Here is a 25,378-nt window from a genome sequence, read left to right as displayed (position 1 = left end):
TCAGCGGGCGTCGTCGGCCGCGGGTGCGAAGGAGACGGCCCACAGGTCGGCCCCCTGGGGGAAGGGGGACGGGACGAAGCCGCGCACCCGGGGCTGCACCGCCCACACCACCACGGGGTGGTAGAGCGGCAGGCCGAAGCCGGCATCCAGCAACCGGGCCTCGAGGCGCGCGGCGGCCTCCGCCCGCTCCCGGCCCCGGGCGGGGAGGAAGGCGGCCAGCGCCTGGTGTACCGGGCGGTCCCGTCCTCGGAGGACGGCTCCCCGCTGCCCGCCGGCGCCCATCGCCCGATCCGCGGCCGCCTCCACCCAGGGCAGCAGGAGGGCCTCGGCGTCGGGATACTCCGCCCACGTCGCCCGGGGCGCCAGGTGGTACGGGGCGTCCCTGCCGTCCAGCGGCGGGAAGTCGGCCTGGGCGACGGTGGTGACGTCCAGCTCCAGGCCGACCCGCCCCAACAGGTAGTCGAGGCGACCGGCCACGGCCGACCAGAAGAGATCGCCCGGTTGCAGCCAGCGGAGTTCGGCCCCGGGCTGGACGCCGGCCGCGTGCAGCAGCGCCCGCGCCTGTTGCGCGCGGTAGGCGGGCAGGTGGGGTGCGGGCCGGGCTCCCGCCATGCCGGGCGGGATCCACCCCTCGGCCAGCCGGTAGCCGCCGGGGGCGAGACCCGCTACCAGGGTCTCCCGGTCGACGGCATACGCCAGCGCCCGGCGCACCGCCGGGTGGGTCAGCGGCGGCCGGCCGGCGTTGAGCTCGATCCAGACCGTGGCGGGCAGCTCCAGGCGCCACTGGGGTCCGGCCCACCCGAGGGCGGCCAGCTCGCGAACCTCGTGGGGCAGCAGGCGCACCGCGGTCAGCCGCCCGGCTGCGAAGGCGGCCAGGGTCTGTCGGCGGGATCCCCCGACCACCAGCTCCACGGCGTCCAGGTAGGGCCGGCCGCGATAGTGGCCGGCGTACGCCTCCAGCCGGATCGCCGCCTCGGTCCGCGCCGCCAGCCGGAAGGGCCCGGTGCCCACCGCCGGGAACGCCCCGCTCCCGCTGCCTGCCACGGTCTCGGCATCGACGATGGCCGCACCGGGCGTCGCCAGCCGATACAGGAACGCCGGCCGCGGACCCACCAGGCGGATCTCCACCCGGTCGGCACCGAGGGCCCGCAGCCCGGTGATGGCGGATGCCCGCCCCTGCCGGTAGGCCTCGGCGCCCACCACGCCCTCCAACACCCATTGGCGCGGCGCGGGCTTTCGGGGGTCGGCCAGGCGCTGGAGGCTGAAGACGACGTCCGCGGCGGTCAGCGGTCGACCGTTGTGGAACCGCACGCCCGGCCGCAGCCAGAACACGTAGCGCGTGCCGCCGTCGCGGACCTCCCAGCGGCGCGCCAGCCCCGGGTGGAGACGACCGTCGGGCCCGAGGCGCACCAGGCCGTCGTAGAGCAGGGCGGCGATGCGCACCTCGGCTTCGCTGCTGGCCCGGGCCGGATCCAGGGACGCCGGGGGCACGGGGATGGGCTCGACCCATGTGCCGCCGGGGCGGCCGGGCGGCCGCCGCTCCGTCGCCTCCGGGGCTCCCACGGCCCACCAGCCGAGGACGACGGCACCGACGAGCGCCGCCGCCAGCGTGATCCGCCACCGCCCCGGCGCCATGGCCGTCACCTCCGCCGCCGGGGGATGTATACGTGGCGTCCCCGCGGTCCATGCCCGCACCCCAGCCCGCCGGCCGGCCGGCGCACCCTCGCGGCCCGTGCCGCGGCGGACGGATCGCGGACTTTGGAGCCCTGGGGCCCCACGAGTCCGGCTGGCACCCCCCTGGTCCCGCCGCGTCCCGGTGGCCGGCTCGCCCCGCGAGCCCATGGACCCAGGACACGGCCCCGACGGGGCCAGCCCTGTGTCCCGCGGCGCGGCCGCCGCCCGGGTTGACAACGATATCCTATAATCCATATATTACCATACAGCAGCGCATGTCAAGCCCCTGAACCCGGACCGCGGGCGGGCCGGTTCCTCCGACGCGGGACGTCCCCGGCACGTCCGGCCTGCCCGGCGGGCACCACGCCGCCGCTGGGACCACCCTGGCGGCGGATCGAGGGCGCCATCGCCGCCTCGGCGCGTCGGCGCCGCCCCCGGCCCCACAGCCAGGCCCGGACCGCGAGGGCGTCCCGCCGCCGGCTCCGCCCCAGGCGGGCTCTCGGTCCAGGCCCGGCTCGCGCGGCAGGAGGCGAAGCATCGTGACACCACCGGAGAACGGCAACCCTCGGGGACCCATGCCATGCCGCAACGGATCCCCGCCCCGGAGCCCACGGGGCGAGCCGGGGGGCTGGCCGGCGTCCGGCGCATCCCCCGCCGGCCGCCCCACCCCGTCCCCGGGCGGCGGGCGGTCGGATCCCGGGCACGTTGCCGAGCGGCGCCCCGAGGCCGTGCTGCCCACCGCCCCGTGGCGGTCGGTGGCGGGAACCGGATCGGCCGTCGTCGGCCTGGCCTGCTCGGGTCCCCGCGGCGTCGCCGTGTTGGTGGAGACCGTGGTCGACCGCGGCCTGCCCCTCTTCGTGGTGGTCGGGCTGGCGTCGACGGCCGTCCGGGAGGCGCGAGAGCGGGTGCGGGCCGCCATCCGGGCCGCCGGGCGCACCTTCCCCCTGCAGCGGATCACCGTCAGCCTGAGCCCGGCCGACCTGCCCAAGGAGGGCACGTCCCTCGACCTGCCCGTCGCCCTGGGGTTGCTGGCGGCCAGCGGCCAGGCGCCGCACCTACCCCCGGGCTGGGCGGCCTTCGGCGAACTGGGCCTCGACGGGTCGGTGCGCCCCGTCCGCGGCGCGCTCCCCATGGCCGTGGCCGCCCGCCAGGCTGGGGTTACCCACCTGGTCTGCCCGGCCGGCAACGCCCGCGAGGTGGCCCTGCTGCCCGGCATCCGCCCGCTGCCGGTGCGGCGGCTCGCCGAGCTCCTGGATCGCCTCGCGCGCGACGATCCCTGGGATCCGCCAACCGCGACCGCGGGCGACGCGGCACCGGTTCGTCCGCCGGCGGCGCCGGACCTGGCCACCGTCCAGGGTCAGCCCTGGGCCCGCAAGGCCCTGGAGCTGGCGGCCGCCGGCGGGCATCACATCCTGCTGATGGGACCGCCCGGCGCGGGCAAGACCCTGCTGGCCTCGTGCCTCCCGGGCCTGCTGCCCCCCCTGGATCCCGACGAGGCCCTGGAGGTGACGGCGCTGCACTCGCTGGCGGGACAGCTTCCTGCGGGGGCGGGGCTCATCACCTGGCCGCCCTTGCGGGCGCCCCATCACGCCACCCCCGTGGCCGCCCTGGTGGGGGGCGGCAAGGTACCGCGGCCGGGCGAGGTCAGCCTGGCCCATCGGGGCGTCCTGCTGCTGGACGAACTGGCCGAGTTCCGGAGGGAGACCCTGGAGGCGCTCCGGGAGCCCCTGGAGACGGGCTCGGTGACCGTGGCCCGCCTCGCCGGCGTGGAGCGCTTCCCCGCCGCCTTCCAGCTGGTGGCCAGCGCCAACCCCTGCCCCTGCGGTCGCCCCGGCGGCCGCTGCCGCTGCTCGGACCGGCAGGTGGCGCGCTACCGGCAGGCCCTCTCGGGGCCGCTCCTGGATCGCATCGACCTGCAGGTGCGGGTGGAGCGGGCCGCGATCCCACCCATGGCACCCGGCCGTCAGGAGACCTCCGCGGCGGTCCGCCAGCGGGTGACCGCGGCCCGCCGCATGCAGGCGGAGCGGTTCGCCCGCCTCGACCTGGCCCGCCCGGACGGGGTGGGCCCGGTGAACCGGTGGCTGCAACCCGGCGACGCGCAGCGCTGGGCACCGCTGACGGCGCCGGCCCGGCGGCTGCTCGAGGCCCTCTACCGCGACGGCGAGGTGGGCCTCAGCGGCCGTGGCGTGATCAAGCTGCTGCGGGTGGCACGGACGGCGGCGGACCTGGCGGGCCGCGACGCCATCACGGTGGACGACGTGGAGCTGGCGGCCCAGTTCCGCTTCGGGCCGGAGTGGTGACCGCCCGGGCGGGCCTCGCGGATCGTCGCCGAGCCTCCAGGTGCGCGGTTTCGCTTCCGGCCGGCGGGGCGACCGCCCAGGACTGCGCCGGTGCCCGGCGTCCGGCTCGCCCACCTCGGTGTAGTCGCGCCGGCTGTGGACCGACCGCCCAAGGCTGCGCCGGCGCCCGGCGTCCGGCCCCCGATGCCTCCCCGTCCCGGCGATCGCTGCCGTGGGGCCGATGCCGTGGACGGGGTCCGGACCGCGGCGCTTCCCGCCGGCGGCCTCGTCGCGGCTAGCGCTGGGCCCCGCCCTCCAGCCGGCGGTACACGGCCACCCTCGGCGCGACCGCCCCTGCCGGCTCGTCGGCGGTCGCGGGCCAGGTCACCGTCACCAGGTCGATCCGCCACGGCGCGTCCGGCAGGCCGGCCTGCGCCAGGAACCACTGCCCCACCCGCACCAGGCGGCGGAACTTGCGGACGTCGACGGACTGGGCGGCGGGGCCGAAACGGTCACTCCGCCTCCCGCGCACCTCCACGACCACCCACTCGCCCCCCTGCCGGCAGATCAGGTCGGCCTCGCCCCCCGGGCAGCGGACGTTGCGGGCCACCACGCGATAGCCCAGCGCCTCCAGGTGACGGGCGGCCAGCTCTTCCGACCGGCGGCCCAGCTCCCACCGGCCGTCCCGTTCCCGGCGGCGCGGCGGCCTGTCCCTCATGGGACACGCCCCTCCCCCTGCCGCGGGCCAGGACCCGGGCTCCCATCCGCCTCGCCGTCCCGCCCGGGCCGCTGCGCCGCGTCCAGGCCCGCCAGGAAGCGGCGCCGGTGCTCCGGGCACGGACCGTGCCGGAGCAGGGCCCGACGGTGCTCGCCGGTGGCGTAGCCCTTGTTGCGCGCGAAGCCGTACCAGGGGTAGAGGGGATCCAGCCGCCGCATCCACGCGTCCCGGAACACCTTGGCCAGCACCGAGGCGGCGGCGATGGCGGCCAGCCGCGCATCGCCGTCCACCACGGCCTCCACCGGGTACCCCAGGTCCCCGGGCGGGCGCCCGTCGACCAGCACCCGCTGGGGGACGACCCGCAGGCGGTCCAGGGCGCGCCGCATGGCCAGGCGGGTGGCGGCCGCGACGTTGAGCGCATCGACCTCCGCCGGGGTCGCCACGCCCACCGCCCAGTCCACGGCCTGCTCGCGGACGGCGGCGGCCAGAGCTTCCCTGGCCGCGGGGGTGAGCCGCTTGGAGTCGTCGAGGCCGGGCAGGAAGGCGCCATCGGGAAGGATGACCGCCGCCGCCACCACGGGCCCGGCCAGGCAGCCCCGCCCCACCTCGTCCACGCCGGCCACCGGCACGCCGCCCGCTCGCTGCCGCTGCGCCTCGGCCAGCTGCGCCCACCGCGACCGGGCCGCCTGCCACCGCTCCCAGCGGCGCCGGGCCCGGGCCGCGAGCCGCCGGGCCCCGACCCGGCGATCGGCCTCCAGGGTCTGGATCCACGCGGGCAGCTGATCCGGGGCGACGACCGTCACCGCCTCCTCCAGCTCCGCCAGCGGCCGCGCCGCCAGCGGCAACCCCCGCCCGTCCTCCGGGCCCACGCCGACCGCCCGCCCCGCCGGGCAGGGCCGGTCCGCCGGATCCGCCCGGCCATGCGCCCCGCCCCCGGGCGGCAGGGGTGCCCGACCCGCCATGACGGCTGCCTCCCTCCGCGTGCCCCGTCCCGTTCCGAGGCCGACCGACGATCCCCAGCGTCCGGCCCGATGCGCCGCCCCGATGCCCCACGGGGCCATGCGCCGGTGCACACGCCGGCGGGCTGTCGACGCCACCGGACCCTCCCCACCCCCGGCTCCCGGGAAGCGGCAGCCCGAGCCGCGGGCCGGCGTAGCGAGCCCCGACCGCGAGCCTACCGGCGACGTCCCGCAGGGCTATTCGCTGGATGAAACTGGATCTCCTGCCCCGGAGCCGGGTTCGTCCGCCGGCGACGGCCCCGCCACGGCGTCGGGGCGCTCGAGGGAGAACCGGCCCAGCTCCCCGGCGCGGAAGGCTGCCACGAAGACCGCCGCGGCCCGGTGCAGGTCGGGGCGGCCGCCCGGCCCCAACAGACCGCGGCGCCGCGCCAGCTGCTCCAGCACCGCCTCCACCGCAGGCCGTCCCCGCGGGCGGGCGGTCCCGCGGCGCCCTGCCGCCGCTCCCGCCGCCGGGACCGCGCCCGCGGACCGGTCGGGGTCGTCGTCGGCCGGGCGCACCGCCGCGCGCGCGGCGGTGGCCCAGCGGTCGAGGGCCGCCTGGAAGGCGGGGTGGTCGCCGAGGCGCTCGATGAGGAACGCGGCCACCTCCTCGGCCCCCGCCACCTCGGGTCCGACCAGGCCCAGGGCGCCCAACACCAGGCGGCGGGTCCCACCCAGGCGCGGCGGCAGCACCCCGGGCGTGTCCAGCAGCCAGAACGCGCCCACGTCCACCCACTGGCGGCCCCGCGTCACCCCGGGCTGGGCCCCGACCCGGGCTCGCCGGCGGCCGGCCAGGCCGTTGAGCAGGGTCGACTTGCCCACGTTGGGCAGGCCGACCACGATGACCCGCGGTTTGAAGGCCGCCGGCGCCTGGGCCAGCCGCCGTCGCAGCCGGCTCACCAGGCGCGGGTCGGCGGGCCCCTCGCCGACCAGGGGCTCGAGACCCCGCCCGCGCCACCAGTCCATCCACGCCCGGGTGACCTGGGGGTCCGCCAGGTCGCCCCGCGACAGCACCAGCAGGTGCAGGCGGTCGCCCACCAGCTCCGCCAGCTGGGGGGATCGCGAGGTGAAGGGGGCCCGCGCGTCGGCCACCTCGACCACGGCGTCGACCTGCGCCAGATACCGCCGCACCTGGCGCAGCGCCCGGGCCATGTGCCCCTTGAGCGCCCCGCCCTCGCCCACTGCGCCTCCCTCCCCGCGGCGGCCATCAGGGGCCTTGCGGATGCGGCACCAGCCCGATCTCCGCCGGCGGCCAGTAGACGAACCACGCCCGGCCGATGATGTCGCGGATCGGCACCGTCCAGCCGCTGCGGCTGTCGTCGGAGTGGGGCCGGTTGTCACCCAGGACGAACACGTGTCCCGGCGGCACCGTCACCGGCGGGTAGAAGTCCGGCGCCCGCTCCGCCACGTAGGGTTCCGCCAGCGGCCGCCCGTCCACGTAGACCCGACCCTCCCGGATCTCGACGGTCTCGCCCGGCAGGCCGATGACGCGCTTGACGAAGTCCCGGCTGGGGTCCAGGGGGTAGCGGAAGACCACGACGTCGAAGCGCCGGGGCGCGCGCCAGCGGTAGGTCAACTTGTCCACCAGCAGCCGCTCGCCGTCGTGGAGGACGGGTTCCATGGAGACGCCGTCGACCACGAAGGACTCGACCACGAAGGCCCGGATGGCCAAGGCCAGCACCAGCGCCACCAGCAAGGTCTGCAGGACCTCCCGGGCGGCGCTCCCCCGAGCCGCCACCGCCGCGGTCCCTCCTCTCCTCCCTGCGCCATGAAGGCGTCGCGGGGCGTCGCCCTCCCCATACGTCCCCATCAAAGAAAGAACGTCCCCATAAAGAAAGAGGACTGGGGACCCAGTCCTCGGACGAACCGGCCGCCGTGGCGACCGCCCACGCGTCACCGCTTCTCCTTGATGCGCGCCGCCTTGCCCCGCCGCTGGCGCAGGTAGTTCAGCCGGGCCCGCCGCACCTTGCCGCGCCGGGTGACCTCGATGCGCGCGATGGCCGGCGAGTGCAAGGGGAACACCCGCTCGACCCCGACGCCGGAGGCGATGCGCCGCACGGTGAAGGTCTCGTCCAGCCCCCCTCCGCGACGGGCGATCACCGTCCCCTCGAAGACCTGGATGCGCTCCCGGCCGCCCTCCTTGACCTTCAGGTGGACGCGGACCGTGTCGCCGGGGCCGAAGTCCGGCACGTCGGTCTTCATGTACTCCTGCTGGATGCTCTTCAAGAGGTCCATGCCCTTCCGCTCCTTCTGCGCCGCGGGATGCCGCCGCTCACACGGCGGGATTATACCACAGCGCCGGGCGGTGGGACGCCCGGCCGTGGGACGCCGAGGCCGCGGGGCTGCGGCCGGCGGCCTCCGCCCCGGTGGCGCCGGGCCGGGCTCGGCGTCGAGCGCGGGGATCGGGACGGGCGGCGACCGGTCCCGCGTCCCCTCGGCACCCACCGCCGACCTAGGCCGACCCGTCGGGGGCGCCGGACCGCACCGACCCCCGCCGCGCCCGCACCTGCTCGAGGAAGCGCCGGTCCTCGGGGGTCAGGGGCGCCCGCTCCAGCAGGTCCGGCCGTCGCTCCAGGGTCCGCAGCAGGGCCTGCTGCCGCCGCCAGCGGGCGATGGCGCCGTGGTCGCCGCTGAGCAGGATCTCCGGCACCGCCATCCCCCGGTAGACCCGGGGCCGGGTGTAGTGCGGGCCCTCCAACAGCCCGCTGGTGAAGGAGTCCTGCTCGGCCGCCCCCTCCGCCAGCACCCCGGGCAGCAGCCGCACCACCGCGTCGATCAGCACCAGCGCGGCCAGCTCGCCGCCCGTGAGGACGTAGTCGCCGATGGAGATCTCGTCGGTGACCAGCGCCTGCCGCACCCGCTCGTCGACGCCCTCGTAGTGGCCGCACAGCAGCACCAGCCAGTGGCGCCGCGCCAGGTCGGCCGCCACCGCTTGGGTCAGGGTCCGCCCCTGCGGCGCCAGCAGGATGAACTCCACGCCGGGACCGCGGCTGCGCGCCCCCCCGGGTCCCAACAGGTCGTCCACCGCCCGGAAGATGGGTTCCGGCTTGAGGACCATGCCCGGCCCGCCGCCGAAGGGCCGATCGTCGGCGACGTGGTGCCGGCCCTCCGCCCAGTCCCGCAGGTTGTGGACGAACAGGCGCACCACGCCCCGCTCCCGGGCCTTGCGCATCATGCTGGTCTCCAGCGGGGCGCGGACCATCTCCGGGAACAGGGTGAGCACGTCGATGCGCACGCCGTCCCTCCTAGTCCAGCAACCCCGGCAGGTCGCCCAGCACCAGCCGGCCCGCCGCCAGGTCGATCTCGGCCACGGCCTGCCGGATCGCCGGGACCAGGACCTCCCGGCCGTCGTCGGCGTCCACCACGATGACGTCGTTGGCCGGGTAGCGCAGCACGTCGCGCACCCGGCCGACGGGACGGCCCGCCGGGTCGAGCACCCGCAGCCCCACCAGCTGGAACACGTAGTACCGGCCCTCGGGCAGCGGGGGTACCCGGTCTTCGGGGACCTGGAGCCGACCGCCCCGCAGGGCCTCGGCCGCGGTCCGATCGGGACAGCCGGCCAGCTTGACCCGCCAGAACCGCCCATGGGGGCGGGCCCACTCCACGGTGTCCGGCCGGGCGGGACCGCCGCCGGGCGGCGCCACCCACACCTCCAGGCCCGGCCGCAGGCGCTCGGGGTCGTCGCTCAGCAGGTCGACCTTGACCTCGCCCCGGATGCCCCACGGCGCCAGGATGGCCGCCAGGGTCACCGGTCGGCCGTCGCCCGCCCGCCCCCGTCCAGGATCTCCACCTCGACCCGCTTGCCCATGCGGGCGCCCACGGCCCGGGCCACGGTGCGGATGGCGCGGGCGATGCGCCCCTGCTTGCCGATGATCTTGCCCACGTCCTCCGGCGCGACCCGCACCTCGAGGATCACCGTCTGCTCTCCCGCCACCTCGTTGACCCGGACCTGATCCGGGTGGTCCACCAGCGAGCGGGCGAGGAACTCCACCAGCTCCTTCATCCTGCGTCACCTCGATCGCCTCCCGGGTCGAGCCCGCACCGCCCCCACCCCCACGGCTCGGCCCCGCCCTGGCCGCCGCACCCACCCGTCGCCCCCGGCGCTCAGGCGCCCGCGCGCTGCTTCTGCCACTTCTCCAGCACGCCGGTCCGCTGGAGCAGCACCCGCACGATGTCCGTGGGCTGGGCGCCCTTTCGCAGCCACTCGATGGCCTTCTCCTCGTCGATCTTGATGGTCGCCGGGTCGGTGGTGGGATTGTAGTATCCGATCTCGTCGACGAACCGGCCGTCCCGCGGGGAGCGGGCGTCCGCCACCACCACCCGGTAGAACGGGTTGTTCTTCGCACCCATCCGGCGCAGCCGCATGCGCAGCGCCACCGCTCCTCACCTCGCCATCCCGTGGATTGACGCCGCCACCGGCATCCCGCCCGGCCCCGGTCGCCGGCGGCCCACCGCGACCCGGGACCGCGCCGACCCGGCCCGGCGTCCCGCCCGCCGCCGGACCGGGTTCGACCCCCTAGCGGAGGAAGGGGAGGTTGCCCAGCCCCCGCCGGCCCCGGCGGGCGGCCCCGGCCATCTGCTTCATCAGCCGCTGGGTCTCCGCGAACTGCTTGAGCAGCCGGTTCACGTCCTGCACCCGCGTGCCGCTGCCCCGGGCGATGCGCCGCCGCCGGCTGGCGTTGATGATCTCCGGGTGGCGGCGTTCCTCCGGCGTCATGGACTGGATGATCGCCTCGATGCGGCGCAGCTCGTCCTCGTCCACCCTGATGCCCTGGAGCCGTCCCGCCAGGCCCGGGATCATGGCCAGCAGCTGGTCCAGCGGCCCCATCTTGCGCACCTGGCGCAGCTGCTCGAGGAAGTCCTCCAGGTCGAAGGTCTGCTCCCGCAGCTTGCGCTCCAGGCGCTGGGCCTGCTGGGCGTCGAAGGCCGCCTGGGCCTTCTCGATCAGCGACAGCACGTCGCCCATGCCCAGGATGCGGGAGGCCATCCGCTCGGGGTGGAAGGGCTCCAGCTGGTCCACCCGCTCGCCGAGCCCGACGAACTTGATGGGCCGACCGGTCACCGCCCGCACGGACAGCGCGGCGCCGCCGCGGGCGTCGCCGTCCAGCTTGGTGAGGATCACCCCGTCGATGCCCAGGCGCTGGTGGAAGGCGGTCGCCACGTTGACGGCGTCCTGCCCCGTCATCGCGTCGACCACCAGCAGCGTCTCCCGCGGCGCCACCGCCTGACGGATGCGCTCCAGCTCGGCCATCAGCGCGTCGTCCACGTGGAGCCGCCCCGCGGTGTCGAGGATGACCACGTCCCGGCCGCGGCGGCGGCCCTCGGCCACGCCCTCGCGGGCGATCGCCACCGGGTCGCGGTCGGTGCCCGGCGCGTAGACCGGCACCTGGATCTGCTGTCCCAGGGTGACCAGCTGCTCCACGGCGGCGGGCCGGTAGACGTCGGCGGCCACCAGCAGCGGCTGACGCCCCTGACGAACCAGCAGGCGGGCCAGCTTGGCGGCCGTGGTCGTCTTGCCGGAGCCCTGCAGCCCGACGAGCATCACCGGCACCGGCGGCTCGCCGCCCAGGTCCAGCCGGGCGTGCTGACCGCCCATGAGGCGGGTCAGCTCCTCGTGGACGATCTTGATCACCTGCTGGGCCGGCGTGAGGCTCTCCAGGACCTCCTGGCCCACGGCGCGCTCCCGCACCCGGCCGATGAAGTCCTTGACCACCCTGTAGTGGACGTCGGCCTCCAGCAGGGCGAGGCGGACCTCCCGGAGCGCCGCCTCTACATCGGCCTCCGAGAGCCTGCCCTTGCCGCGCAGCCGCCGGAACACCGCCTGCAGCTTCTCCGCCAGCCCTTCGAAGGCCATGCTCACACCCCACCTGCCGGCAGGTCGTCGCGCAGGGCCGCCACCACCCGTCGGGCTTGTTCCAGCAGGGCGCCCGCCTCGACGAGGGCCGTGGGGCCGGGTTCGTGGGCGACCTGGGCGAGCCGCTGGGCCGCCGCGGCCAGCAGGCCCTCCAGCCGGTCGAGCCGCCGCGCGGCACGCTTGCGCCACGCCCCCAGCCCCAGGGCCCCCTCCGCCTGCTCGAGCACGGCCTCCCCGCGACGCAACAGGTCGTGGACCGCCTGGCGGGAGATGCCCAGGTGCTCCGCCACCTCGCCCAGGGACAGGTCCTGCCAGTGGTAGAGCTCGAAGGCGTCCTGCTGCCGCGCCGTCAAGAGTCCCCGGTAGAGGTCGTAGAGGCGGTGGAGCCGCACGGTCCGCTCCAGGGGGCTGACGTCGGCGTCCCGGCGCGACGCGGCCCGGACCCCCCGGTGGGAGGCGGCGCCGGCCTCGGCAGCCCGCTGCCCGCGGCGCGCCCGCGAACGGTCGGGCCGCCCGCTCCGGTCCCGCCGCCCGCCCCCGCGGCGTGCGCCCCCTTCACCGGGCACGAGCCGCTCCCCCGGGTCCATGGCCGCGCCGGAGGAACCGGCGTCCCCTCCATGCCCTGGACCTCGCTCCACGGTGCCACGCCCCCGCGCCGCAGCCCGGCCATCTTTGACCGGCGTCGGCCGGCGCCCATGGTACGTCACGGGGTGCCCCATGTCAAGCAAAGCAGCTTGACAGTCGACCCCCGGGGCGCCGTCCGCCGACGGGGGTCCCGTCGCGCCGGCCCGCCTCCGCCGCCCGTCCCGTCAGGCGCCGGACCCGCCGGGACCGGGCTCGAACAGCGCCTGGGTGAACTCGGCGGCGTCGAAGGGAGCCAGGTCGTCGGCGTCCTCCCCGGTCCCCACCCACTTGACGGGCAGCCCCAGCTGGTCGGCGATGGCCACCACCATGCCGCCGCGGGCCGTGCCATCCAGCTTCGTCAACACGATGCCGGTGACGCCCACCGCCTCGGTGAAGTGCCGGGCCTGGGCCAGGGCGTTCTGCCCGGTGGTGGCGTCCAGGACCAGCAGCACCTCGTGGGGGGCGGTGGGATCCAGCCGCCTGAGCACCCGCACCGTCTTGCGGAGCTCCTCCATCAGGTTGACCCGCGTGTGCAGGCGCCCCGCCGTGTCGATCAGCAGCACGTCGGCTCCCCGGGCTCGGGCGGCCTGCAGGGCGTCGAAGGCCACCGCCGCCGGGTCTGCGCCCGGGTGCTGGCGCACCAGCTCGGCACCCACCCGGCGGCACCAGCGTTCCAGCTGCTCGATGGCGGCGGCGCGGAAGGTGTCGGCCGCCCCCACCACCACCCGCCGCCCCTCCTGGCGATAGCGGGCGGCCAGCTTGCCGACGGTGGTGGTCTTCCCGCTGCCGTTGACGCCCACCACCAGGACCACCAGCGGTCCCTCGCGGCCTGCCGGCGAGGCGGGCGGTGCCGCCACCCCCTCCAGCAGGGCCCGCATCTCCTCCGCCAGGAGGCGCGGCACGGCCTCGGCGTCGCGCACCCCCTCGGCCCGGATGCGCTCCCGCAGCCGCTCCAGCAGCCGCTGGGTGGTGGCCACGCCCACGTCGGCGGTGATCAACGCGGCCTCCAGCTCTTCGAAGAGGGACTCGTCCACGGCGGCGCCCTGCACCACGGCCCGGATGCGGCCGGCCAGCTGCTCCCGGGTCCGGGCGAGGCCCGCCTTGAGCCTGCTCCAGATCATCGATCCTCGTCCTCTCCAGGCCTCCGGCGCTCCCGCACCGGGGGCGGGCGGCCCCGGGTCCGCCCGCCCCCGGCGATGCGCCCGTCCCGGTGGCGGCCGCGGCCGCCGGTCAGGCGCCCGCGGCCGCCACCTCCGCCAGGCGTACCGACACCACCCGGGAGACGCCGGACTCCGGCATGGTCACCCCGTAGAGGGCGTCCGCCACGGCCATCGTGCCCTTCTGGTGCGTGATGACGATGAACTGGGTACCGCGGAACCGGCGCAGGTAGCGGGCGAACCGCTCCACGTTGCGGTCGTCCAGGGCGGCGTCGATCTCGTCCAGCAGCACGAAGGGCGTCGGCTTGACGCGCAGCAGGGCGAAGAGCAGGGCGATGGCCGTCAGCGCCCGCTCGCCGCCGGAGAGCAGGGACAGGTGCTGCAGCCGCTTGCCCGGCGGCTGGGCCACCACCTGCACCCCCGCCTCCAGGACGTCGCCGTCGCCCAGGACCAGGTCGGCGTGGCCGCCGCCGAACAGGTCGCGGAACACCTGGCGGAACTCGACCCGCAGGCGCTCGTAGGTGACGCGGAAGAGCCGCTCCATCTCCCGGTCCATCTCCGCCAGGACGGCCTGCAGGGCCTCCCGGGCCCGCCGCAGGTCGTCGTACTGGCGCTCCAGGAAGGCGTAGCGCTGGCAGAGCCGCTCGTGCTCCTCCACCGCGGCCAGGTTGACCTCGCCCAGGGCCGCCATGCGCCGGCGCAGCTCCTGGACGCGGCGCTGGCCCTCCTCCCAACCCGGGGGCGCCTCCGCGGGGAGCTCGGCGATGCCGTAGTCCTCCGCCAGCCGCGCCACCAGGCGGTCCCGCTCGCTCTCCAGCCGCGCCGCCTCGACCTCCAGCTGACGCAACCCGTCGACCAGCCGGTCCAGCTCGGCGCGGGCGGACGCCGCCTCGTCCTCGACGGCGTCGAGCTCCGCCGCCAGCCGGCCGCGCTCGCCTTGCAGCCGCGCCAGCGCCTCGCGGCAGGCGGTCACCCGGGCGGTGGCCTGGTCGGCCGCGGCCTCGAGGCGCCTCCGCTCGGCCGCGAGCCGGGCTCGTTCCTCGGCGAGCCGCTGGGCCTCCGCCTCGAGCCGGTCCGCGTCCGCCTCCAGGTGGGCCAGGGTCTCCCGCGCCCGCTGGGCCTGTTCGGCCAGCAGCCGGCCCTCCCGGCCGAGGCTCTCGCAGCGGGCCGCCGCCTGGGCCCGTTCCGCGGCGGCCGCGTCCCGCCGGGCCCGGGCGGCCCGCACCGCTTCCTCCGCCTTGGCGACGGCCTCGGCCGCCGCGCGCACCCGGGCCTCGGCGGCCTCCACCCCCTCTCCCGCCGGCCCCTCGTCCGCCGTCGCCGCCAGGGCCAGCTCCTCCAGCTCCGCCTGCACGTCGGCCGCCGACGCGGCCACGCGCTGGCGCTGCTGGGCCGCCGCCTGGCGCTGCTGCTCGGCGCGGGCCCGGGCCACGGCGCACCGGTGCCGGCGCTGCCGGGCCTCCTCCACCGCCGCGGCCGCCCGGGCCGCCGCCTGGTCCGCCGCGCGGCGGCGGTCCTCGGCCCGGGCCACGGCGGTGCGCAGCGCCCGCACCCGCTCCCGCAGGGCCTCCACCTGGCGCCGCCGCGCCAGCAACCCGGCCGCCTCCCCTCGCCGCCCCTCCCGGCCGCCGGTCATCGCGCCGCCGGGGTGGACGACGTCGCCGTCCAGGGTGACGATCCGGTATCGGTAGCCGCTGGCCGCCGCCAGGCGCCGGGCCGCCGGCAGGTCGTCGGCGATGAGGATCCGACCCAGCAGGTTGGCCAGGGCGGGGCGCAACGCCGGATCGCAGCGCACGGCGTCGATGGCCCAGGCCACGGCGCCGGGCTGGCGGTCCAGGTGGCGGTCCCGCTCGGCGGGCGCCGCCGGTCGGATGGTGTCCAGCGGCAGGAAGGTGGCCCGGCCGGCCCGGGCCCGCTTCAGCGCCTCGATGGCCGCCTCGGCCTCGGCGGCGGTGCGGGTGATCAGGTGCTGCAGCGCCGGCCCCAGGGCCACCTCGATGGCCCGCTCCAGCCGCGGCTCCACCTGGATCAGCTCCGCGACGGCACCGATCACGCCGGCGTAGGCCGGATCGCCCGCGTCCCGCCCGGCCAGCACGGCGCGGACGCCGGCGAAGAAGCCCTCGTGGTCCCGCTCCATCTCCTCGAGGAGCTGCAGGCGCGAGGCGGCCTCGCCCAGCTGCTGGCGCAGCCGCTGCACCTCCCGGGCCGCCTCCCTGCCCTCCTCCTGGGCGGCGGCCAGGGCGCGCCGGGCGCTCTCCTCCTCGTGGGCCGCCGCGGCCGCCTCTCCGGCGAGCCGGTCCAGCGCGGCGGCGGCGGACGCCTCCTCCTCCGCGAGGCGCCGCACCTCGGCCTCGAGGGCCGCCAGCCGCTCCCGGAGCCGCTCGGCCCGGGCGGCCGCCTGCGCCCGCTCCCGCTGCCGCGCCAGCTGCTCGTTGCGCAGCCGGCTCAGCTCCTGCAGGGCGTCGAGATGGGCCTGCCGGGCGTCCAGCAGCCTGGCCTCGGCGTCCTCCACCTCGCGGGACGCGGCCTCCTGGGCCGCTCGGGCGGCCTCCTCCGCCCGGCGGGCGGCGGCCAGCTCGGCCGCCAGCGCCTGGTGGCGGCGCACGGCCTGCTCCGCCGCGGCCGCCTGGGCTCGCCGCTGGGCGGCCCGTTCCTCCCGCTGGCGGGCCAGCTGCTCCGCCTGCGCCTCCAGGTGCGCCGCCCGCTCCTCCAGCACGGCGAGACGCGTGCGCACGCCCTCCAGGCCGCGCTCGGCCTCGGCCAGCGCCGCCCGCGCCGCCTCGAGCCGCTCCTCGCGGGCCCGCGCCTCCGCCCGCAGCCCCTCCCGCCGCGCCTCGGCCCCCTCCAGCCGACGGCGGGCCGCCGCCACCTGGGCCCGCACCGCCTCCACGCGCCGGGCGTGGTCGTCCAGCCGCCGCTGCACCGCCACCGCCTGGGCGGTGAGCATGCGGGCCTCCAGCTGCACCAGCTCGTCCCGCCACTGCCGGTAGAGGTGGGCCCGCTTGGCCTGTTCGGTCAGGCCCTCCAGCCGGTCCTCCAGCTCGCGGAGGATGTCGCCCAGTCGCTCCAGCCGCCGCTCGGCCTCCTCCAGCCGCCGCAGGGCCTCCTTCTTCCGCATCTTGAACCGAACGATGCCCGCCGCCTCCTCCAGGAGGCCGCGCCGGTCCTCGTCCCGGGCGCTGAGGATCTCGTCGATCTTGCCCTGGCCCACCACGGAGTAGGCTTCCCGGCCGATGGCGGTGTCGTAGAGCAGTTCCTGGACGTCCCGCAGGCGCACCCGCTGGCCGTTGAGCAGGTAGTCGCTGCCCCCCGCCCGGTCGACCCGTCGCGCCACCGTCACCTCGCTGTAGTCGATGGGCAGCGCGCCGTCCTCGTTGTCCAGGACCAGCACCACCTCCGCCAGGCCGACGCCCTTGCGGGTGGCGGTGCCGGCGAAGATCACGTCCTCCATCTTGCTGCCCCGCAGCTGGCGGGCGCTCTGCTCGCCCAGCACCCAGCGGACGGCGTCGACCAGGTTGCTCTTGCCGCTGCCGTTCGGTCCGACGATGGCGGTGATGCCCGGTGCGAACTCCAGCCGGGTGCGGTCCGCGAAGGACTTGAACCCGTAGAGCTCCAGCCGCTTGAGGTACATGGTCGCCTCCCCGTCCGGCCCGCCGCGGGACGACAGAAAAAAACCTGCCGTGGCACCAGGTCCAACGGGCAGGTCACGGGGACGAACCCGGCCCCCTGGGCCCGGGGCGCCGGGCGCGGTCAACGGGGCTCGACGATGAACTTGATGGCCGTGCGCTGCTGGCCGTCGATCTCGATGTCGGTGAAGGCGGGGATCACCACCAGGTCGATCCCGTTGGGCGCCACGTAGCCTCGGGTGATGGCGATGGCCTTCACCGCCTGGTTGACGGCGCCGGCCCCGATGGCCTGGACCTCGGCGGCACCGTCCTCGCGCAGGACCGCCGCCAGCGCCCCGGCCACCGCCTTGGGGCGCGAGTTGGCCGAGACCCTGAGCACCTGCACCACGGCGACTCCTCCCCCAGCGAGAGCCATGGATCCGACGGTCGCGTCCGCAGCGGTGGCGACGCCCTCGACCCGCCGCGCGGGCGGGCGAGCTTTGCCGGGATGTTTCGGCGGCGGGCGGCGCGGTTCCTCCCGCCCGGCCGGACGGTCCCCGCGGTCCTGGGGCCGCCGTCGCCGGCCCCGGCGCCGCGGACCGCGGTGCCGCCGCCGGCCCCTAGGCCTCGCCGGCCCTCGCCCCGTCGGGCGGTGCCGCCCCGTCCGGCGGCGTGCCATGCGAGCCCTTCGGCGCGGCGTGGGCGGATCCGTCCGGCGCCGGGGCGCCCGAGCCCCCCGCGCCTCCGCCTTCGGGGGCTCCCGCCGGCCCGGCGCTCGTCGCCGCCGGTTCGCCGAGCCCCGCCAGGGCGATGCGAGCCGCCTCCCGCTCCGCCACCTTCTTGCTGCGGCCGACGGCCTGGCCCAGCGGGCGGCCACCGACCCGCACCTCCACGGTGTAGCGCGGGTCGTGTTCCGGACCGGCGGTGTCGATCACCCGGTAGCTCGGCTCGCCCAGGCCGAGGCGGCGGGAAAGCTCTTGCAGCGCCGTCTTCGGATCGTCGCAGGCGCCGGACCGGGCCGCCAGGCGGCGGATGTCGTCGCCCAAGGTGCGCAGGACGAAGGCCCGCGCACCCTCCAGCCCCTCCTGGAGGTACACCGCCGCTACCATCGCCTCGAAGGCGTCGGCCAGGATCGACGGCCGCTGCCGCCCGCCGGTGGCCTCCTCGCCCCGTCCCAGGCGCAAGAGCTCCCCCAGGCCCAGCCGGCGCGCCGCCTCCGCCAGGGTCTCGGCCCGCACCGTGGCGGCGCGCAGCTTGCTCAGCTCCCCCTCGGGCCGCTCCGGGTAGCTGCGGAAGATGTGGTCGGTGACGCAGAGGTTGAGGACGGCGTCCCCCAGGAACTCCAGGCGCTCGTTGTCGGCGCCGGCGGTGTCCGGGTGCTCCGCCCGGTAGGAGGCATGGGTCAGGGCCTCCAGGAACAGCGCGGGGTCGGCGGGGACGACCCCCGTCAGCGCCGCCACCCGCTGCAGCCAGCCGGGCTCGCCGGCCCGGGGTGGCCGCGGGTCGCTCTCGCCGCCTGCCGGCAGCGGCCGGTCCGGCCCCGCCGGCAGGCCACCGGCCGGGTTCGTCCCGCTCCGGCCTTCCCCCTCGTCGGGCCCTGCCGGCTCCGGCCCGTCCGCCCACCGCCCCTCACGCGCCACGGTCCTCCGCCCCCGCGTCGTAGCGCCGGAAGGCCAGGCACGCGTTCTGGCCGCCGAAGCCGAAGGAGTTGGACAGGGCCACGCGGATGGCCCGGGGGCGCGCCCGATGGGGCACGTAGTCCAGGTCGCACTCGGGGTCGGGGTCGTCCAGGTTGATGGTGGGGGGCAGCACGCCGTCGCGCAGCGCCAGCACCGTCAGGATGGCCTCCACGGCCCCGGCGGCGCCCAGCAGGTGGCCGGTCATCGACTTGGTCGAGCTGACCGCCAGCCGGTAGGCGTGATCGCCGAAGACCCGCTTGATCGCCAGGGTCTCCGCCACGTCGCCCTGGGGCGTCGAGGTCCCGTGGGCGTTGATGTAGTCCACGTCCGTGGGGTCGATCCCGGCATCGGCCAGGGCGGCCTCCATGGCCCGGGCGCCCCCTTCGCCCCCCGGGGCGGGCTGGGTGATGTGGTGGGCGTCGGCGGTGCTGCCGTAGCCGATGATCTCGGCATAGATCCGCGCGCCCCGCCGCCGGGCGTGCTCCAGGGTCTCGAGGATCAGCGCCCCGGCGCCCTCGGCCATGACGAACCCGTCCCGTCCCCGATCGAAGGGGCGCGAGGCCGCCTCCGGCCGGTCGTTGCGCGTCGACAGCGCCTTCATGGCGCAGAAGCCCGCCAGCCCCAGCGGGACGATGGCCGCCTCGGAGCCGCCGGTGATCATCACGTCGGCCTGGCCCCGCTGCAGGATCCGGAAGGCCTCGCCGATGGCGTGGGCCGACGCGGCGCACGCCGTGACCACGGTGGTGTTCGGACCCCGGGCACGGTAGCGGATGGCCACCTGGCCGGCGGCCATGTTGGCGATCATCATCGGGATGAAGAAGGGGCTGACGCGGTCGGGACCGCGCTCGGCCATGACGGCCGCCTGCTCGACGAAGGTCTCGATGCCGCCGATGCCCGTGCCCATGACCACGCCGAGGCGGTCGCCGTCCAGGGACGCCGGGTCCAGGCCGGCGTCCTGGAGGGCCATGGCCACGGTCGCCATGGCGAACTGGGTGAAGCGGTCCATGCGCCGCGCTTCCTTGCGGTCGATGAAGGCGGTGGGGTCGAAGCCGGGCACCTCGCCGGCAATCTGGGACGGGAAGGGCGAGGGGTCGAACCGGCTGATGCGCCGGATCCCCGAGCGGCCTGCCAGGATCCCTTCCCAGAGGGCGTCGACGCCGACGCCCAGGGGCGTGACGGCCCCGACACCGGTGATCACCACGCGGTGCCGCATGGAGGGTGCTCCACTCCTTTCCGGCCGGGGCGCCCCGCCGGGGGCGGGGCGCCCCGGCCGCCGCGGGGGCGGTCGCCGGCGCGGTCACTTGTGGGACTCGATGTACTGGACCGCGTCCCCCACGGTGGCGATCTTCTCCGCGTCCTCGTCGGGGATCTCGAGGTCGAACTCCTCCTCCAGCGCCATGATCAGCTCGACGATGTCCAGGGAGTCGGCCCCCAGGTCCTCGATGAAGCGCGCCTCGGGGGTGACGCTGGCCTCATCCACCCCCAGCTGCTCCACGATGATCGCCTTGACCCGCTGGAAAAGGGCCTCGTCCGCCATGGTGCCACCTCCTTTCCCTCGCCGCGGCGACCGGCCGCGCCGGGGGCGCATCCGCTCGGGGCCGACGGCCGGGGACGCCCGGCCGCCTCAGCCCAGGGACAGGCCGCCGTCGACCACCAGCACCTGGCCGGTGATGTAGGCGGCCCCGTCGGAGGCCAGAAAAACGGCGGCGTGAGCCACGTCTTCCGGCGTGCCCAGCCGCCCCAGGGCGATGCGGCGGGCGAGGGCGTCCCGGTGCTCCGGCGCCAGCTCGCCCGTCATGTCGGTGGCGATCAGGCCCGGGGCGATGGCGTTGACGGTGATGCCGCGGGACCCCAGCTCCCGGGCCAGGGCCTTGGTCAGCCCCACGACCCCCGCCTTGGCCGCCACGTAATTGGCCTGGCCGGCGTTGCCGGTCAGGCCCACCACCGACGCGATGTTGATGATCCGCCCCGAGCGCTGTCGCAGCATCACCCGCGCCGCCGCCTTGCAGGTGAAGAACAGGCTGCGCAGGTTGGTGTCCAGCACCTCGTCCCACTGCTCCGGCCGCATCCGCAGGATCAGGCTGTCCCGCGTGATGCCGGCGTTGTTGACCAGGATGTCCAGGCGCCCGCCGAAGGCCTCGGCGGCCTGCTCCACCAGGCGCGTGGCCTGCTCACCGTCGGCCACGTCGGCCTGGATGGCCACGGCCTCGCCCCCGCGGTCGCGGATCCCGGCCACCACCTCCTCGGCGGCGGCCGCCGAGGAGCGGTAGTTGACGGCCACCCGCGCCCCCGCCGCGGCCAGGGCCTCCGCGATGGCCCGGCCGATGCCGCGGGAGCCGCCGGTGACCAGCGCCACCCGGCGATCAAGGATCATGCTAGCAGACCCCCTTCCGGCCGGGCAACCAGCGCCAGGATCTCCTCCACGGTGCCGGCGGGCACCGCCTCGAGGGACCGGTCGATGCGGCGGGCGAAGCCCGTCAGGGTCTTGCCCGGCCCCATCTCCACCAGGCGGGTGATGCCCTCGGCCTGCATGCGCCGCACCGACTGCTCCCAGCGCACCGGCCGGTGGACCTGCTGCACCAAGAGCTCCCGGATGCGCTCGGGATCCGTCACCGGCTCGGCGGTCACGTTGGCGACCACCGGGATCCGGGCCGGGCGCAGGGGCACCTGGGCCAGCACCTCGGCCAGCCGCTGGGCCGCCGGCTCCATCAGGCGGCAGTGGAAGGGGGCGCTGACGGGAAGCAGCACCGCCTTGCGGGCGCCTGCGGTCCGGGCCCGCACGATGGCGGCCTCCACCGCGGCGCGATGGCCCGCCACCACGATCTGGCCGGGGCAATTGTAGTTGGCCGGCTCCACCACCCCGGCGCCCTCCGCCACCACCTGGCGGCAGAGGTCTTCCACCGCCCGCGCCTCCAGGCCCAGGATGGCCGCCATGGCGCCCTCCCCCGGGGGGACGGCCTCCTGCATGAACCGCCCTCGCAGCCGCACCACCCGCGCGGCATCGCCCAGCTCCAGCACGCCCGCCACCACCAGGGCGCCGTACTCGCCCAGGGACAGCCCCGCCGCCGCGGCGGGCTCCAGGCCCCGCGCCGCCAGCACCCGCCAGCAGGCGACCCCGACGGCCAGCAGGGCGGGCTGCTGGAACTCGGTCAGCTGCAGGCGCTCCTCCGGCCCCTCGAAGCACAGCCGGGCCACGTCGAAGCCGGCCGCCGCCGACGCCTCCTCGAACACCCGGCGCGCCTCCGGGAAGCGCTCGTACAGGTCCCGGCCCATCCCCACGTACTGGGCGCCCTGGCCGGGGAAGACCACGGCCGTCTTGCTCACCGGGCGTCGCCCCCTCCCGCCGCCCGCGGGGGCGCTCCCCGGCCCGGCGGGCCGGGGAGCGCCCCCGGCTCGCCCGGGCCCGCCGGCGGCGTCGCGGCCCCGGCCGGCGACGCCGCCGGGTCGGCCGCCGCGGCCGCCAGCCGCGCCCGTCCGTCCCGGCGCGCCCGCCCCTCCGCCGCCTGGCGGCGGATCCACTCCGGCAGCCCGTAGCGCGGCCGCTGGCCCGGCATCTCCAGCGGCCGCGGGGCCTGCCGGTCGTAGCCCCAGCGGACCACCGCCGCACCCCAGGTCAGGCCGCCGCCGAAGGCGACCAAGAGCACCGTCTGGCCGGCGCGGATGCGCCCGGTGGAGAGCGCCTCGTCCAGGGCCACCGGGATGGAGGCGGCGGAGGTGTTCCCGTAGCGGTCGATGTTCACCACCACCCGCTCCAGCGGCAGGTCGAAGCGGCGGGCCGACGACTCGATGATCCGGTAGTTGGCCTGGTGGGGCACGTAGAGGTCGACGTCGTCGAAGCCGAGGCCCGCCTGGGCCAGGGCCGCCTGGGCGGCGTCCCCCATGGTCTTGACGGCGAACTTGAAGACCTCGCGCCCGTTCATCTGGACGTAGTGGAGCCCCCGGGCCACGGTCTCCGCCGAGGGGGGCAGGCGGGAGCCGCCGGCGGGCTGCTTGAGCAGGTCGCCGCCGGAGCCGTCGGCGCCGAGGTACAGCCCCAGGATCCCCTCCCCGGGCGGCGCCGGCCGCAGCACCGCGGCCCCCGCGCCGTCGCCCAGCAACACGCAGGTGCGCCGGTCGCTCCAGTCCAGGATCTTGGACAGGGTCTCGGCGCCGACCACCAGCACGGTGTCGTACAGGCCGGCGGCGATGAACTGGGCGCCCGCCGCCAGCGCGTACACGAAGCCGGAGCAGGCGGCCTCCAGGTCGAATCCGGCCGCCCGCACCGCCCCCAGCCGGTCCTGCAGCAGGCAAGCCGTGGAGGGGAAGGGCATGTCCGGCGTCACGGTGGCGACGATGATGAGATCCACCTGGTCGGGGCGCACCCCCGCCTCTTCCAGGGCCCGGCGCGCCGCCACCTCGGCCAGGTCGGAGGTGGCGATCTCCGGGTCGGCGACCCGCCGCTCGCGGATCCCCGTGCGGGTGCGGATCCACTCGTCGTCGGTCTCGACCACCTGCGCCAGGTCGTCGTTGGTGACCACCGCCGGCGGCACGCAGCCGCCGATGCCGGCGATGGTCACCCCTCTACCGGCCGCGACCAAGGGCTTCACCGTCCTCCTTGCCGATGGACTCGCCGATGCGGTGCAGGAGGCGTCCCTGGCACGCCCGCACCGCCGCCCCGATGCCGTTGGCGATGGCCCGCGGGTCCGACGAGCCGTGGCACTTGAACACCAGGCCGTCAAGGCCCAGGAAGAGCGCCGCCCCGTACTCCCCGTAGTCCAGCTGCCGCCGCACGCGCCGCAGCACGGGGCGCAGGAGCCCCGCGGCCAGCCGCGCCAGGGGGCGGCGCGCCACCTCGGCCTTGAGCAGCTTCCAGCAGGCTTCCCCGACCCCCTCCATGGCCTTGAGGGCGACGTTGCCGGTGAAGCCGTCGCAGACCACCACGTCCGCCGGCCCCGCGAAGAGCTCGCGGGCCTCCACGTTGCCGGCGAAGTCCAGGCCGCTGCGGGCCAGGCGCTCGTGGGCCTCGCGGTAGAGCCGATTCCCCTTCCCCGCCTCGCTGCCGATGTTGAGCAGGGCCACCCGCGGCGCCGGTCGACCCAGTACCTCCCGGGCATAGACGACCCCCATCACCGCGTAGTGGACCAGCTGTTCGGCATCGGCCTCGGCGCTGGCGCCCAGATCCAGCATCAGGAACCCTCGGCCGTCCAGGGTCGGCAACACCGCGGCCAGGGCGGGGCGCGCGATGCCCGGCAGGGTGCCCAAGAGCAGCTTGCCCGCCGCCATCAGGGCCCCGGTGCTGCCGGCGGAGACGAAGGCGTCGGCCTCCCCGTCGCGCACGAGGCGGATGCCCACGACGATGGAGGAGTCCGGCTTGCGCCGCAGCGCCGCCACGGGCGGGTCACCCGGCTCGATCACCTGCGAGGCGGGGACGATCCGGCCGGGGACGCGGGAGCCCCCGACCTGCCGACGAAGCTCGGCCGCCACCTGCGCCTCCGGCCCGACCCAGAGGATCTCCACCGGCCACCGGCGCATCGCCTCGAGCCCGCCGGCCACCGGCGCCCCCGGGGCCCGATCGCCGCCCATGACGTCCACCGCCACCCGCCAGCGGCCGGCCCGCCCGCTCACGGCCGCCCGCCTCCCCCGCCCGGGTCCGCCGCTCGCCCCGACGGCAGGGCCCGCCGGGGCGAGGCCGGTTCCTCCGGACGGTCCCGAGCCGGGTCGGCGTCGGCGGAGCCCCGGACCCCCCATGCGCCTCCTCCGCCCGGCGGCGTGGCGCAGGCGGGAGGGGCCGCCTCCAGCGCCTGGACGACGAACTTGCCGCGGAACACCACGTCGTCCCCGGCCCGGGTCTGCACCAGGACGACCGGCGCGCCGTCGGCGCGGCGATGCCGCAGGACCACGGCCTTGGCCACCAGGCGCTGGCCGACCTGGACGGGCCGCTTGTACTTGACGTTGGCCACCGAGGTGAAGGCCAGCTCGGCGTCGACCACCGCCAGCGCCAGGGAGTCGGCCTGCGCGAGGATGTACTGGCTGCGCACCATGCGGGTCCGGGCGAAGGCCATCTCGGGGGTGGTCTGGAGGATGGAGATGCCGAAGCGGCCGAGCTCCAGGTCGACCAGCTCACCCACGATCTCGCGCAGCGGCAGGGCCCGCACGCGGCCGTGGACGCGCTCGGCCACGGCGCGGACCCGCTCCCGGACGGCGGGGATGCCGAGGCGCATGCGGTCCAGCCGGATCGTGGCGACGCTGACCCGAAACCGGTCGGCCAGCTCCTCGTCCGTGAGGAAGGGGTTCTCCTGCAGCACCTGCACCAGCCGCGCCTGGCGAATGGCCCGGGAGTCCCGACCCCTCGGCCGCGGATCGCGGCCGCCGGTGCCGCCGCGGGCATCCGCCCCGCCGCCGCCGTGGTCCGCGCCCTCGGAGCGGGGTCCGGGAGGCTGCGGGACCGGATGCGACGGCGGCGGCGCCTCCGCCGGATCGGGAGCCGGCGCCGTCGGGCCGTGATTTCGCACCAGGTGATAACCTCCGGTACTAGGAGTTCGCCCTATGACCGGACCCAAACTAAGGCCAGTATACGGGAGGCCGGGGACGGTGCCAAGGCGGGAAATCCCTGCCAGCCCCCTCGCCCCCCGCCGTCGGCGCCGCCCGGTGCCCCTTGAGGCGACCGGAGGGGGCAAGCCCGCGGCGGAGCCGATCCGGCACCGGGTCGGCCGCCCCAGAACGAACGAGGCCCGGCCACAGGCCGGGCGTCGCCTCCTCGTCGTCGCCGGGGCCCCGCCCTCGCCGCCGGGGCCCCCCATGGCACGGGCGC

24 protein-coding genes are annotated in these 25,378 nt (G+C 76.8%); 1 reads left to right on the top strand and 23 read right to left on the bottom strand.

From position 1 onward, the window contains the following. Entirely contained in the window at nucleotides 1–1,635 is a 1,635-nt protein-coding gene (locus Q5761_RS04740) for an ABC transporter substrate-binding protein (protein ID WP_318751380.1), read from the bottom strand. Between the two features lie 767 nt (nucleotides 1,636–2,402). On the opposite strand from Q5761_RS04740, the gene Q5761_RS04735 reads away from it, so the two are divergent. Then, nucleotides 2,403–3,974 carry a YifB family Mg chelatase-like AAA ATPase gene (locus tag Q5761_RS04735; protein ID WP_318751379.1) on the top strand — a complete coding sequence of 524 codons (1,572 nt, stop codon included), beginning with the start codon at nucleotides 2,403–2,405 and terminating at the stop codon, nucleotides 3,972–3,974. A gap of 274 nt (nucleotides 3,975–4,248) precedes the next feature. On the opposite strand, the gene Q5761_RS04730 is transcribed toward Q5761_RS04735, so the two are convergent. The 22 genes from Q5761_RS04730 to fapR form a co-directional block, all read right to left on the bottom strand. Continuing rightward, nucleotides 4,249–4,671, bottom strand: coding sequence for a YraN family protein (locus Q5761_RS04730; protein ID WP_318751378.1), 423 nt, complete (start codon nucleotides 4,669–4,671; stop codon nucleotides 4,249–4,251). Beyond that, on the bottom strand, nucleotides 4,668–5,633 hold the full coding sequence (locus tag Q5761_RS04725; RefSeq protein ID WP_318751377.1) for a ribonuclease HII: 966 nt from the start codon (nucleotides 5,631–5,633) through the stop codon (nucleotides 4,668–4,670). Before Q5761_RS04725 ends, Q5761_RS04730 begins: the two co-directional genes overlap by 4 nt. Before the next feature lie 234 nt (nucleotides 5,634–5,867). Further along, nucleotides 5,868–6,851: a GTPase gene (locus tag Q5761_RS04720; RefSeq protein WP_318751376.1), complete on the bottom strand. Its 984-nt coding sequence runs from the start codon at nucleotides 6,849–6,851 to the stop codon at nucleotides 5,868–5,870. Between the two features lie 25 nt (nucleotides 6,852–6,876). Beyond that, nucleotides 6,877–7,407, bottom strand: a complete 531-nt coding sequence (lepB, locus tag Q5761_RS04715; protein WP_135225301.1) for a signal peptidase I — start codon at nucleotides 7,405–7,407, stop codon at nucleotides 6,877–6,879. 155 nt (nucleotides 7,408–7,562) lie between these two features. After that, nucleotides 7,563–7,904 carry a 50S ribosomal protein L19 gene (rplS, locus tag Q5761_RS04710; protein WP_135225300.1) on the bottom strand — a complete coding sequence of 114 codons (342 nt, stop codon included), beginning with the start codon at nucleotides 7,902–7,904 and terminating at the stop codon, nucleotides 7,563–7,565. A 217-nt stretch (nucleotides 7,905–8,121) separates the two neighbouring features. Further along, the gene (trmD, locus tag Q5761_RS04705; protein WP_135225299.1) at nucleotides 8,122–8,904 is read right to left on the bottom strand and encodes a tRNA (guanosine(37)-N1)-methyltransferase TrmD; all 783 of its coding nucleotides are present in this window, start codon (nucleotides 8,902–8,904) and stop codon (nucleotides 8,122–8,124) included. 10 nt (nucleotides 8,905–8,914) lie between these two features. Next, entirely contained in the window at nucleotides 8,915–9,418 is a 504-nt protein-coding gene (gene rimM / locus Q5761_RS04700) for a ribosome maturation factor RimM (RefSeq protein WP_318751375.1), read from the bottom strand. Beyond that, entirely contained in the window at nucleotides 9,415–9,672 is a 258-nt protein-coding gene (locus Q5761_RS04695; RefSeq protein ID WP_135225297.1) for a KH domain-containing protein, read from the bottom strand. The genes rimM and Q5761_RS04695 overlap by 4 nt, the downstream gene beginning before the upstream one ends. Before the next feature lie 101 nt (nucleotides 9,673–9,773). Next, on the bottom strand, nucleotides 9,774–10,046 hold the full coding sequence (gene rpsP / locus Q5761_RS04690; RefSeq protein ID WP_135225296.1) for a 30S ribosomal protein S16: 273 nt from the start codon (nucleotides 10,044–10,046) through the stop codon (nucleotides 9,774–9,776). 139 nt (nucleotides 10,047–10,185) lie between these two features. Next, nucleotides 10,186–11,523, bottom strand: coding sequence for a signal recognition particle protein (gene ffh, locus Q5761_RS04685; RefSeq protein ID WP_318751374.1), 1,338 nt, complete (start codon nucleotides 11,521–11,523; stop codon nucleotides 10,186–10,188). Nucleotides 11,524–11,525: 2 nt separating this feature from the next. Next, nucleotides 11,526–12,161: a YlxM family DNA-binding protein gene (locus Q5761_RS04680; protein ID WP_318751373.1), complete on the bottom strand. Its 636-nt coding sequence runs from the start codon at nucleotides 12,159–12,161 to the stop codon at nucleotides 11,526–11,528. 171 nt (nucleotides 12,162–12,332) lie between these two features. Beyond that, the gene (ftsY, locus tag Q5761_RS04675; protein WP_318751372.1) at nucleotides 12,333–13,268 is read right to left on the bottom strand and encodes a signal recognition particle-docking protein FtsY; all 936 of its coding nucleotides are present in this window, start codon (nucleotides 13,266–13,268) and stop codon (nucleotides 12,333–12,335) included. Nucleotides 13,269–13,377: 109 nt separating this feature from the next. Continuing rightward, complete coding sequence (gene smc, locus Q5761_RS04670) at nucleotides 13,378–16,935, bottom strand: chromosome segregation protein SMC (protein ID WP_318751371.1); 3,558 nt, start codon at nucleotides 16,933–16,935, stop codon at nucleotides 13,378–13,380. Nucleotides 16,936–17,054: 119 nt separating this feature from the next. Continuing rightward, nucleotides 17,055–17,315 carry a stage V sporulation protein S gene (locus Q5761_RS04665; RefSeq protein ID WP_167758969.1) on the bottom strand — a complete coding sequence of 87 codons (261 nt, stop codon included), beginning with the start codon at nucleotides 17,313–17,315 and terminating at the stop codon, nucleotides 17,055–17,057. Between the two features lie 214 nt (nucleotides 17,316–17,529). Next, nucleotides 17,530–18,549 (bottom strand): ribonuclease III, encoded by a 1,020-nt coding sequence (gene rnc, locus Q5761_RS04660; RefSeq protein WP_318751370.1) that lies wholly within the window; start codon nucleotides 18,547–18,549, stop codon nucleotides 17,530–17,532. Next, entirely contained in the window at nucleotides 18,539–19,801 is a 1,263-nt protein-coding gene (gene fabF, locus Q5761_RS04655) for a beta-ketoacyl-ACP synthase II (RefSeq protein WP_318751369.1), read from the bottom strand. Before fabF ends, rnc begins: the two co-directional genes overlap by 11 nt. Nucleotides 19,802–19,885: 84 nt before the next feature. Continuing rightward, nucleotides 19,886–20,125, bottom strand: a complete 240-nt coding sequence (gene acpP / locus Q5761_RS04650) for an acyl carrier protein (protein ID WP_135225288.1) — start codon at nucleotides 20,123–20,125, stop codon at nucleotides 19,886–19,888. Nucleotides 20,126–20,212: 87 nt separating this feature from the next. Beyond that, nucleotides 20,213–20,962 carry a 3-oxoacyl-[acyl-carrier-protein] reductase gene (gene fabG, locus Q5761_RS04645; protein ID WP_135225287.1) on the bottom strand — a complete coding sequence of 250 codons (750 nt, stop codon included), beginning with the start codon at nucleotides 20,960–20,962 and terminating at the stop codon, nucleotides 20,213–20,215. Beyond that, nucleotides 20,959–21,912, bottom strand: a complete 954-nt coding sequence (fabD, locus tag Q5761_RS04640; RefSeq protein ID WP_318751368.1) for an ACP S-malonyltransferase — start codon at nucleotides 21,910–21,912, stop codon at nucleotides 20,959–20,961. The genes fabG and fabD overlap by 4 nt, the downstream gene beginning before the upstream one ends. Then, nucleotides 21,909–23,174, bottom strand: a complete 1,266-nt coding sequence (locus Q5761_RS04635; RefSeq protein WP_318751367.1) for a beta-ketoacyl-ACP synthase III — start codon at nucleotides 23,172–23,174, stop codon at nucleotides 21,909–21,911. Before Q5761_RS04635 ends, fabD begins: the two co-directional genes overlap by 4 nt. Further along, a complete protein-coding gene (gene plsX / locus Q5761_RS04630; protein WP_318751366.1) occupies nucleotides 23,149–24,192 on the bottom strand; it encodes a phosphate acyltransferase PlsX in 1,044 nt (347 codons plus the stop codon). The genes Q5761_RS04635 and plsX overlap by 26 nt, the downstream gene beginning before the upstream one ends. Then, nucleotides 24,189–25,367 carry a transcription factor FapR gene (fapR, locus tag Q5761_RS04625; protein ID WP_318751365.1) on the bottom strand — a complete coding sequence of 393 codons (1,179 nt, stop codon included), beginning with the start codon at nucleotides 25,365–25,367 and terminating at the stop codon, nucleotides 24,189–24,191. The genes plsX and fapR overlap by 4 nt, the downstream gene beginning before the upstream one ends. Nucleotides 25,368–25,378: the final 11 nt, after the last annotated feature.

It is taken from the genome of Thermaerobacter composti (assembly GCF_033582035.1).
Classification (GTDB): Bacteria; Bacillota; Sulfobacillia; order Thermaerobacterales; family Thermaerobacteraceae; genus Thermaerobacter; species Thermaerobacter composti.
The sequence above is the reverse complement of the archived record's forward strand: the minus strand, read 5'-3'. Positions and strand labels throughout refer to the sequence as shown.

What these genes read in the sequence shown, in the direction of transcription:
- fabF (WP_318751369.1), bottom strand. Translation starts at nt 19,801, where the DNA reads ATGCGGCACCGCGTGGTGATCACCGGTGTCGGGGCCGTCACGCCCCTG.
- fabG (WP_135225287.1), bottom strand. Translation starts at nt 20,962, where the DNA reads ATGATCCTTGATCGCCGGGTGGCGCTGGTCACCGGCGGCTCCCGCGGC.
- Q5761_RS04695 (WP_135225297.1), bottom strand. Translation starts at nt 9,672, where the DNA reads ATGAAGGAGCTGGTGGAGTTCCTCGCCCGCTCGCTGGTGGACCACCCG.
- Q5761_RS04725 (WP_318751377.1), bottom strand. Translation starts at nt 5,633, where the DNA reads ATGGCGGGTCGGGCACCCCTGCCGCCCGGGGGCGGGGCGCATGGCCGG.
- acpP (WP_135225288.1), bottom strand. Translation starts at nt 20,125, where the DNA reads ATGGCGGACGAGGCCCTTTTCCAGCGGGTCAAGGCGATCATCGTGGAG.
- Q5761_RS04730 (WP_318751378.1), bottom strand. Translation starts at nt 4,671, where the DNA reads ATGAGGGACAGGCCGCCGCGCCGCCGGGAACGGGACGGCCGGTGGGAG.
- fapR (WP_318751365.1), bottom strand. Translation starts at nt 25,367, where the DNA reads ATGGGGGGCCCCGGCGGCGAGGGCGGGGCCCCGGCGACGACGAGGAGG.
- rplS (WP_135225300.1), bottom strand. Translation starts at nt 7,904, where the DNA reads ATGGACCTCTTGAAGAGCATCCAGCAGGAGTACATGAAGACCGACGTG.
- ftsY (WP_318751372.1), bottom strand. Translation starts at nt 13,268, where the DNA reads ATGATCTGGAGCAGGCTCAAGGCGGGCCTCGCCCGGACCCGGGAGCAG.
- smc (WP_318751371.1), bottom strand. Translation starts at nt 16,935, where the DNA reads ATGTACCTCAAGCGGCTGGAGCTCTACGGGTTCAAGTCCTTCGCGGAC.
- Q5761_RS04740 (WP_318751380.1), bottom strand. Translation starts at nt 1,635, where the DNA reads ATGGCGCCGGGGCGGTGGCGGATCACGCTGGCGGCGGCGCTCGTCGGT.
- ffh (WP_318751374.1), bottom strand. Translation starts at nt 11,523, where the DNA reads ATGGCCTTCGAAGGGCTGGCGGAGAAGCTGCAGGCGGTGTTCCGGCGG.